The organism is Streptomyces oceani (assembly GCF_001751245.1).
Classification (GTDB): Bacteria; Actinomycetota; Actinomycetes; order Streptomycetales; family Streptomycetaceae; genus Streptomyces; species Streptomyces oceani.
Genome location: NZ_LJGU01000091.1, coordinates 46,279 through 53,193 on the forward strand (window position 1 = coordinate 46,279; position 6,915 = coordinate 53,193).

The 6,915-nt window shown below is 69.4% G+C and carries 8 protein-coding genes; 2 read left to right on the forward strand and 6 right to left on the reverse strand.

All coding sequences use genetic code 11. The annotated features are described in order from the left end of the window. Nucleotides 1–4 precede the first annotated feature (4 nt). Together AN216_RS01200 and AN216_RS01205 are read right to left on the reverse strand one after the other, a co-directional pair. Nucleotides 5–1,666 carry a TerD family protein gene (locus tag AN216_RS01200; RefSeq protein WP_070194677.1) on the reverse strand — a complete coding sequence of 554 codons (1,662 nt, stop codon included), beginning with the start codon at nt 1,664–1,666 and terminating at the stop codon, nt 5–7. A 67-nt stretch (nt 1,667–1,733) separates the two neighbouring features. Further along, nucleotides 1,734–2,282 carry a M48 metallopeptidase family protein gene (locus AN216_RS01205; RefSeq protein ID WP_244502267.1) on the reverse strand — a complete coding sequence of 183 codons (549 nt, stop codon included), beginning with the start codon at nt 2,280–2,282 and terminating at the stop codon, nt 1,734–1,736. Between the two features lie 150 nt (nt 2,283–2,432). Here AN216_RS01205 and AN216_RS01210 point away from each other — a divergent pair, with 150 nt between their 5' ends. Both AN216_RS01210 and AN216_RS01215 read left to right on the forward strand, forming a co-directional pair. Then, nucleotides 2,433–3,554 (forward strand): ThiF family adenylyltransferase, encoded by a 1,122-nt coding sequence (locus AN216_RS01210; RefSeq protein ID WP_070194711.1) that lies wholly within the window; start codon nt 2,433–2,435, stop codon nt 3,552–3,554. Nucleotides 3,555–3,624: 70 nt separating this feature from the next. Continuing rightward, nucleotides 3,625–5,025: an ABC1 kinase family protein gene (locus tag AN216_RS01215; RefSeq protein WP_070194679.1), complete on the forward strand. Its 1,401-nt coding sequence runs from the start codon at nt 3,625–3,627 to the stop codon at nt 5,023–5,025. Between the two features lie 108 nt (nt 5,026–5,133). Here the strand turns inward: AN216_RS01215 and AN216_RS26280 are convergent, their stop codons facing one another. The 4 genes from AN216_RS26280 to AN216_RS01230 all read right to left on the reverse strand — a co-directional run. Then, entirely contained in the window at nt 5,134–5,460 is a 327-nt protein-coding gene (locus AN216_RS26280) for a hypothetical protein (protein ID WP_079166113.1), read from the reverse strand. Further along, the gene (locus AN216_RS01220) at nt 5,457–5,819 is read right to left on the reverse strand and encodes a WhiB family transcriptional regulator (RefSeq protein ID WP_070194680.1); all 363 of its coding nucleotides are present in this window, start codon (nt 5,817–5,819) and stop codon (nt 5,457–5,459) included. The genes AN216_RS26280 and AN216_RS01220 overlap by 4 nt, the downstream gene beginning before the upstream one ends. A gap of 136 nt (nt 5,820–5,955) precedes the next feature. After that, entirely contained in the window at nt 5,956–6,240 is a 285-nt protein-coding gene (locus tag AN216_RS01225; protein WP_070194681.1) for a hypothetical protein, read from the reverse strand. Nucleotides 6,241–6,385: 145 nt separating this feature from the next. Then, nucleotides 6,386–6,915: HRDC domain-containing protein (locus AN216_RS01230; protein ID WP_170842988.1), on the reverse strand; the 530-nt coding region annotated here is incomplete at its 5' end.

A 6,915-nucleotide genomic window follows, 5' to 3' on the forward strand; every position in this document is an offset into this window, starting at 1 on the left:
CTCCTCAGACCTCGCAGGGCTGGACGACGATGAAGTTCCCCGGGGCACCACGGAACTGGAGGTTCACGGTCTCGCCGCTGTGTCCGGGGTATGCCTGCCGTCGTAGCCGGACCTGGCTGGAGACGACGACCTGTGCGGCGGCGGACCAGGCCACCACCGCGTCCGCGTCGGCGAAGGTGGTGGGGGTGACCGGCAGCACCACGGGGCTGCCCTGGGTCTTGACAACGACCGTGCCGGTGCCCTGGAACTGCATGGTGAACAGCGCCCCGCCGGGAATCCCGTGACCCTCGATACGGCGCACCTCATGCTGCAGTGACTCGTCGAACGCGAGGACGTGCTCCGCCGAGACGCAGATCGCGTCCCCCTGCAACTCGATCGGGTGGAGGTAACCGGCCTCCTCCGCGAAGAACACCTGACCGCCACCGGAGCAGCGCATCAACTGCATCTCCTGGCCAGTGGCGTTGCCGACGATCCGGCCGCGGAAACCCGCGCCCTTGTGACTGAAGTCGACCTTGCCCTGGTACAGCACCATGCTGCCCTGCCGGGCCAGGACGGGCTGCCCGTCGATCCCCAGATCGACCCTGGCGAGTTGACCGTTCTGCAGGGTCCAACGTTGGCCGGTCGGGGCCTCCCGATACTTCTCGAGTGTGACGGCCATGCCGGCGGCGGGGCCCTGCGGCACCTGCGGCGGCTGCTGTTGGCCACCGGGGGGCTGGCCGAACGGATTCGGTATCGCCTGCCCGGGAGCGGGCGGCGGCTGCTGTTGGCCGCCGGGGGGCTGGCCGAACGGCGGAGCCTGCGGAGCGGTTGGTGGGGGTACGGCCTGACCCTGCGGCGGAGCGGGTGGCGGCTGCGGCGGACCGGGCGGCGCAGGCACCGCCGGTCCCGGCTGAGCGCCGGGTGGAGTGATGGGGGCCGCGATGGTGGGCGCTGCGGCGTTCGCGGCGGCCGGCGACTGAGGCTGCTGCGGCTGGGGGGGCTGAGGAGCCTGCGGCTGGGGCGGCGGAGTCGGCGCCGCGGGTGCGCCGCCACCCTGTGGCACGGCGAAACCCGGGGCCGGCTGTGCCGGCTGGGAGGCCCCACCGGCCGCGGGGGGCGCGAATCCGGGTGCGACGCCGGAGTCCGCCGCCGGCTCGTCCTCGGCGACCTCGCCACCGAAGTTGCGCAGCAGCGCGTCCAGTCCGCCGTCGAAACCCTGCCCGATCGCCGCGAACCGCCAGACGTCCTTCAGGTAGATGTCCCCGAGCATCATCGCGCGCTCGGTGCTGAACTCCGAACCCTGGAAGGAGTAGCGGGCCACCTCGTCGCCACCGGCGACCAGCCGGATGTAGCCCGAGGCGACCTGCGACATCTGCCCGTCACCGTCGATCGACGCGCTGAAGGACAGCTTCTGGATACTCGACGGGATGCGGTCGAGCGTCACCCGAAACGACTCGGTGTCCCCGGCCTGCGGGCCGAGCTGCTGGAGGGACTCCTCCGGCGACTTCGGCTGATTGAAGAACACGAAATACCGGTCGTCGGAGAGTCGCTCGTCAGCGTCGAGTCCGAAGCAACTGATGTCGAAGTTCAGCCCGGGAGCGGTGATCTGTACACCGACGTACAGATCCGTCCCAGCAGTCAGATCACTGATCTTGGCCTTGTGGCCGCGTTGGAATTCCCTGGCCATGCGTAACGACCGTCCCCCATCCGATTGCATGAGTGCTCGCGCCAGGCTAACGGGTCCCGGCGATTCGTCACTCGTCACGGGCGGGATGAAGATGTGGAAGCCGCCCCGCGGTCGCGATTCCCTCCAGGAATCCGCGTGCCCGTTCCGTACGCGGATACGCCTCCAACAGCCGCCAGAATGCCGGGCCGTGGCCCGGCACCAGCAGGTGGGCCAACTCGTGCAGAAGCACGTAGTCGATCACGTACCGGGGAGTCCCCTGCAGTCGGTGGGAGAGCCGAATGCTGCCGTCGGCGGGGGTACAGGAACCCCACCGAGTGTTCTGGTTGGTGACCCACCGCACCGAGCGGGGCTGTGCCTTCCCCTCGAGGTAACGCTCGGACAACCGATCGGCACGCTCGGTCAGTTCGGCCGGGTCGTACGCCCGCTCCTCACGGGCGGCCAGCCGCCGCAGCATGACGTCGACCCAACGGTCCTCCTCGGCGGCGGACAGACGCGCGGGCACCAACACGATGGTGCGGTCGCCCTCCCGGTAGGCGGAGACCGTACGCCGTCGCCGGGCGCTCCGGCGCACCTCGACGCCGCTACGGTCGCTGCTGTTCCGGGAGTTCGAGAGCACGCCCAGACGCTACAGCGCGGCGGCACCGTGAGTCGTGCCTCGAGTTGTCCACGTTGATATCGATACAGCCACACAGGAAAAATACGATGAAAGAGCCGTACCTGTGGACAACTTTCCGCGCATTTCTGTGATGTGCCTCATGCTGTGCTCATGCACCCATTGATCAAGCCCGCGTTGCGACGTGGCTGGCGTGACCGCAAGACCGTGCAGTATGGCGTGGCACCAGCACACGCCATAGTGCTCGGCCCGCTCGACGACACCACCGCGGCCTTCCTCGACCTGATGGACGGCACGCGGAGCATGGACCGCCTCCGTGCGGCGGCCGACCACCTCGGCATGCCCTCGGGCGCCACCGATCGGCTGGTGGACCGCCTCACCAAAGCCGGGCTGCTCGACGACGCCACCGCCGACCGGGAGGCCTCGGCACGGATGAGCGATCGGCTTCGAGCCGATCTCGCCTCACTGTCCACGGTCCACTCCGAACCAGGCGCCGCGCCACGCCGACTGGCCGCACGAGGCGCGATGCGGGTACAGGTCCGCGGCGCCGGCCGGGTGGGGGCGACCGTCGCCACGACCCTGTCCGCCGCGGGAGTTGGTCAGGTCGACGTGGTGGACGGGGGTCAGGTCGAACCATGGGACACCACCCCCGGCGGTATCCCCCCGCAGCGCGTCGGCGACCGGCGTGACCTGGCGGCCCGCGCGGCGGTGAACGCGGCCAGATCAAGGGGCGAGGAGGCGGATCGGGCGCCGGACGGGGTTCGTGACGGGCTGAGCCTGGTGGTGATCGCGCCGCGGGACGGACTGGACGCGTACGCGCCCGACCCGACCACCGCCGAACGGTTCGTTCGCTCCGGCACGCCCCATCTCTACGGCGGCGTGATCGAGGGCACCGGCGTGCTCGGGCCCCTCGTACTGCCAGGGGTGACCCCCTGTGCGGGGTGTCTGCTGCGGACTCGCACGGACCGGGAGCCGAGTTGGCCGCTCGTCGTCGGACAGTGGCGCACCACCGGTCGCAGACGCGCGGGGGTGGCTGCATGCGACACGGCCCTGGCGGTGATGGTCGCGGGGGCCGTCACCTCCTTCGCGCTGAGTTTCCTGGACGGTGACGGCGGGTGCGCCGCCGGCTATCGCATGCGGTTCGCGCTCCCCCACCTGCTGCCGGACACCGAGCAGTTCACTCCGCACCGGGAATGTCCCTGCGGTGCGAGTTCGGCAACGGTCGACCGCCCGGGCTCCGCAGTGGAGCCCGTGGAGGCCACAATGGTTCGGTAATGGGCACGTTCGCGCGGGCGGCTTGGTCTCACGCACTCGGACAACGTCGTCAGGGAAACTGGAGGGGCAGATGTCTGATCTTCCTCGCAAGGCGGTCACGCGTACGGCCAAGCTGGCAGCCTTGCCGATCGGGGTCGCCGGTCGCGCCACCTGGGGGCTGGGCAAGCGCATCGGCGGGTACTCCGCCGATCTGGTGGGACAGGAGATGCAGCAGCGCACCGCGGCCCAGCTGTTCAAGGTCCTCGGCGAACTCAAGGGGGGCGCGATGAAGTTCGGGCAGGCGCTCTCCGTGTTCGAGTCCGCGCTGCCCGAGGACCTGGCCGGCCCGTATCGCGCCACCCTGACCAAGCTGCAGGAGGCGGCTCCGCCGATGCCTGCGGAAACCGTGCGCTCGGTGCTGGTCGAGCAGTTGGGAGAGGACTGGCCGAAGCTCTTCCGAGAGTTCCGGGACGAGCCCGCGGCGGCGGCGTCGATCGGTCAGGTGCACCGGGGGATCTGGCACGACGGACGCGAGGTCGCGGTCAAAGTGCAGTATCCGGGTGCGGGAGAGGCCCTGATCTCGGACTTCGCCCAGCTGGCCCGCTTTTCCAGGCTACTGGGCCCGCTCATCCCGGGCATGGACATCAAGCCTCTGGTCCGCGAGTTGCAGGACCGGGTCACGGAGGAGCTGGACTACGGCCTCGAGGCCGCGGCCCAGCGCGCGTACGCCGCCGAGTACCGAGACGACCCGGATGTCTTCGTGCCGGACGTGCTGCACGAGAGCGAGCGGGTGCTCGTCACGGAATGGGTTGCCGGGATACCGCTGGCGCAGGTCATAGCGGAGGGGGGCCAGGCGGAGCGGGACCGGGCAGGCCAACTGCTGGCCCGGTTCCTGTGTTCCGGCGCGGAACGCACCGGGCTGCTGCACGCGGATCCCCATCCGGGCAACTTCCGGCTGCTCACCGATCCCGTCGAGACGCAGCAGGCGGAGTCAAGCGAACCAATGGAGTCGGCGGAGGACCCACCCTCGAGCTGGCGCCTGGCGGTGCTGGACTTCGGCACCGTGGACCGGCTGCCGGACGGTCTGCCGCCCACCATTGGCACGGCGCTCCGCATGGTCCTGGACGGCGACTCCGAGGAGGTCTACGACCTGCTGTGCGCGGAGGGGTTCGTCAAGGAGAGCGTGGACCTCGATCCTGGTGCGGTGCTGGAGTATCTACAGCCGATCATCGAGCCCGCTCGTGCGGAGAGCTTCGACTTCGACCGGGCCTGGATGCGCGAACAGGCCACGCGCATCGGCGATCCACGCTCACCGGCGCACCAGCTGGGCCGGCAACTCAACCTCCCGCCGTCCTATCTGCTCATCCATCGGGTGACTCTCAGCACCATCGGCGTGCTGTGCCAGCTCGGTGCCCGCGTGCAGATGCGGGACGAACTGCGGGACTGGGTCCCGGGCTTCGCCCCGCCCACGGAGGATGACGAGTTGGCGTGACGGTCGAAGCACAGCGATGTCGGGGGTGGTGAACCAGATCGGTGTCTGGTTCACCACCCCCACCTCAGGCTTCGGCTCCGGACGTGAGCGCCGACCCGCCGGCGCCCCCTACTGCATCACCGCCATCGCCAGCGCACGACGGGCGCGTTGAGAGGCGCGCTCGGCACGGCGCTGCAGGCGGTGTGCGGTCACCACACGCAGCGCCCTACGTTCGGACTCGGCTTCGTGCAAGCGTGACTCCATATGCGCACGCGTCAGTGATTCGGGCATGAGTTGCATCTGTCTGTTCCTAATCTGCGGAGAGAGGGTGGCTTCGGTCCGGCCTCGCGGTGCCGTGCCGGTTCGTGCCGTCCTCATCGTCGGGTCCTGTTCGGGGAACTGACGCAGCGAGGGATCGCGCGTCAACGGGCAAGTGATCGTTCCGCGGGTGTTCATGCCACGACCGGGTTCTTCCGGGGGCGTCCACGCGGACGCTTCCGCGGCACGACTACGCCCTGTACGAACAGTTCGCCGCCCCAGACGCCCCAGGGCTCACGCCGGTCCTTGGCGCCAGCGAGGCATGCGTCACGCAACGGGCAGGTCTGGCACAGGGACTTGGCGTACTCGACGTCGGCCGGGTCCTCGGCGAAGAAGACCTCAGGGTCGTAGGAGCGGCAGGGAACCGCGACGTCGAGGCGCTCAATGGCCTCGTCAAGCTGCGTCAACGGGATGATCGGGGCGGTCACGGTGTCCTCCGTGGACTCGGGTGGCGTCAGGTCGGCGGTCGGCGAGGGGGCGTGCGTCTCGGTCTGCACTGTGTGGTCTTCCTCGTCTGTCGGTGTCTGTTGTCTGGGCGGTCCGGCTGGTAGCCGGGCGGCTGGGGCAAACAGAAGGGCCGCGGATCCCGGTGTGGGTTCCGCGGCCCTGGAAGGTACCGACCTGATCTCGCGATCAGGCTGGATAACTCCAGGGATCGTGGCCACGGAGAGCCCACATCTTGAGTTGCGTCTTCTGGTGTCCCTCGGCGGCACCGGCGACCGCGTGCCGGGAGACGTAGACGTCTCCACGCGCCGCTGCTGCCGCAGGTGCCACGGTCGGTCGTCCGGCGCCGAAGGCCCGCTCATTGCCGCCCAGGAGCACGCTGGACGCACCGGTGTCCTGGAAACGGGATACGGGCAGGCAGGTGGCGACGGCCGAGCAACCGGTCACGCTGCTGATGTTGATGATCTCGATCACTGGGCTCGCCTCCTCTCGGCGCTTCGAGGACCGGCCGAAGCTGGTCCGGGTGTGCAGGTTTCAGTCAAGCATGGAAGGTGGGGAGCGAAAAGCCCCTCTCTCACCACGCATGGAAGGCTATGAGGCTCCACGCCGCCGGCGCAAACTATTTTTCCGTCTCTTCTGTAACAGCGCTCAGGACATCCCTCTGGCCCTGGTCATCGCCACCGAAGACGCCCTGCTGACTGGCATCGGCCTCCGAGTCCGTGCTCGCATGCGCCGAGGGGAGATCCTCGCCCTCCCCGGCACCCTCGAACTGCCCGGCACCCTCGAACTCGCCCGCGCAGAGCGACAGCACCTCGTCCCCGAAGCGGCTCAGCTTACGGGCGCCCACTCCGGAGATCCGCGACAGTTCGGCCTCGGTCGCCGGCACCGCTTCGGCGATGGCCATCAGGGTCTTGTCGGTGAAGACGCAGTACGCCGGCTGTCCCAGCTCCTTGGCCTGGACCGACCGCCACTCCCGCAGCCGTTCGTACAACGCCTCGTCCAGATCTGAGGGACACCCCTCGCAGCGCATCAGCTTCATCTCACCGGCGTCGGTCAGCGTCCGCCCGCACACCCGGCAGCGGATCGGCCCCTTGCGCCTACGGGACGGGGCCGTGCCGCCCCGCTCGACGCTGCCGACGCCCGAGGCGG

Bases quoted from the DNA above. Each gene is read 5' to 3' on its own strand.
- AN216_RS01200 (WP_070194677.1), bottom strand. From the start codon at position 1,666: ATGGCCAGGGAATTCCAACGCGGCCACAAGGCCAAGATCAGTGATCTG.
- AN216_RS26280 (WP_079166113.1), bottom strand. From the start codon at position 5,460: ATGAACACCCGCGGAACGATCACTTGCCCGTTGACGCGCGATCCCTCG.
- AN216_RS01210 (WP_070194711.1), top strand. From the start codon at position 2,433: ATGCACCCATTGATCAAGCCCGCGTTGCGACGTGGCTGGCGTGACCGC.
- AN216_RS01215 (WP_070194679.1), top strand. From the start codon at position 3,625: ATGTCTGATCTTCCTCGCAAGGCGGTCACGCGTACGGCCAAGCTGGCA.